Origin of the sequence: Herbaspirillum sp. B65 (assembly GCF_000333555.1) — a bacterium.
GTDB lineage: Bacteria > Pseudomonadota > Gammaproteobacteria > Burkholderiales > Burkholderiaceae_D > Herbaspirillum > Herbaspirillum rubrisubalbicans.
In genome coordinates, this window is record NZ_BADI01000756.1 from 1 (window position 1) to 1,714 (window position 1,714).

2 protein-coding genes are annotated in these 1,714 nt (G+C 53.9%); both read right to left on the bottom strand.

The annotated features are described in order from the left end of the window. Window positions 1-102: 102 nt before the first annotated feature. A complete protein-coding gene (locus tag I5W_RS17825) occupies window positions 103-768 on the bottom strand; it encodes a response regulator (RefSeq protein ID WP_044530230.1) in 666 nt (221 codons plus the stop codon). A 21-nt stretch (window positions 769-789) separates the two neighbouring features. Continuing rightward, complete coding sequence (locus tag I5W_RS17830) at window positions 790-1,548, bottom strand: COG4705 family protein (RefSeq protein WP_044530231.1); 759 nt, start codon at window positions 1,546-1,548, stop codon at window positions 790-792. Window positions 1,549-1,714: the final 166 nt, after the last annotated feature.

The window sequence follows — 1,714 nt, forward strand, 5'->3', positions numbered from 1 at the left end:
ATTCATCTAGCGCGGAAACGAATGAAAATACCCCCGCTACTATGGCTACTATTAAAATCGCCAGGCAAAGTATGACGGAGAGCTTCAACTGAACCGATTCGTTCAGCCGGCTTTTGAGACCATCCATCCTACCCCCCTGACGTTTTTGATGATGTCGCTGCCAAGCTTCCTGCGCAAGGAATGGATTAAATACTCGACCGCATTGCTTTCGACTTCCTCGTTCCAGCCATAAATTCTGTCTTCCAATTCGCTGCGCGACAGAATTGCTCCCGGACGCATCAATAATGCCTGGAGCAGAGCGAACTCACGGTTGGACAACTGTATCGAGCCTCCATCTCGCAGACTTGCCTCCTTGCTAGCCGGGTCGAGCGATAGCAGTCCATTGGTGAGTAAAGGAGAAGCGATTCCACCCTTGCGCCGCAAGACCGCGCGCATGCGGGCCAGCAGCTCCGCCATCTGAAACGGCTTGAGGACGTAGTCATCTGCGCCGCCATCTAGGCCTTGCAAGCGATCATCAAGGCCATCACGCGCCGTGATGATGAGCAAAGGAATTTGTATGTCTTTTGCGCGTATGCTCCTCAAAACATCTAACCCGTCCTTGCCAGGTAAGCCCAAATCCAGAAGAGCGATATCGTAGTGTTGGCTGGTGATGGTCGTGATGGCGATTTGTCCGTCCTTGATCCAATCTACCGCGTACGATGCATCCTTCAAGGCGGCCTGAATCGCCTCACCAATCATCGCGTCATCTTCGACCAGCAGTACTCGCATGTCGCCTCCATTGGAATGGTGTCAATGTGATGCCGTTGCCGCTCTCTGCCGGAAGATCAGCATGGCGCACAGCATGAACGCCAGCAATGCGATGGATGCACCGTAGCGGCTCAGAGCCAGGCCACCGGCACTCAAAGGTTTATCGAGAAAGTCGCCCACCACTGCTCCCAGTGGCCGCGTCAATATGAATGCCATCCAGAATAGCAGTGTGCGAGAGATTTTTGTTCCGTAGTAGGCCAACACCAACAAAGCGAGCAGTCCGCCGAAAACCGCAGCCGCGCCGGTATAGCCCAGTCCTGCACTATCCGCTGTCCAGTCCCCGAGTGCAGTGCCCAATGTCTGCGAAAACATGATCGTGATCCAGTAGAACATTTCTGCTCGCGGGCTGCTTACTGTGTTCACGGAAACAGAACCGAGCGTGCGCTTCCAAAGTAACAGTGAAGCAAGTAAAAGCGCGGACAACACGGTAGTGCCACCGGCGTAACCGATCCCCAGCGAACGATCCGCGAAATCAGCAAGCGTTGTACCGACAGTGGTGGTGGCGATAATCGTGGTCCAATAGATCAAGGGATGGAAAGCTTTGGACTTGATTTGGTACGCCACGGCAATCACGAAGAACGCAGCGAATATGCCCGTACTGGTCAGATAGCCGAGGTTCATCGACATGGAGGCCGCATCGCCTCCAGTCTCGCCAAGCGTGGTGGCGGCGATCTTGATAAGCCAGAATCCCAGTGTCACTTCCGGCACTTTTGCCAATACATTTTCAGAATATGTTTTCATCTATCTTCTTTCGAAATTGATTTCAGATGCAGCAGGCCGGCGAGCCAAGGTTTAATCGCCCACAGACGTCAGGCCGATCGCTGCCTGCTTGTACCGATCTGGGGCGCGACTACCAACATGATGATGACCGCGAGGAACAAGCACTGGTCCCCATTGTTCCCATTCC

Coding starts and splice junctions, on each gene's coding strand:
- I5W_RS17830 (WP_044530231.1), bottom strand. CDS start 1,548: ATGAAAACATATTCTGAAAATGTATTGGCAAAAGTGCCGGAAGTGACA.
- I5W_RS17825 (WP_044530230.1), bottom strand. CDS start 768: ATGCGAGTACTGCTGGTCGAAGATGACGCGATGATTGGTGAGGCGATT.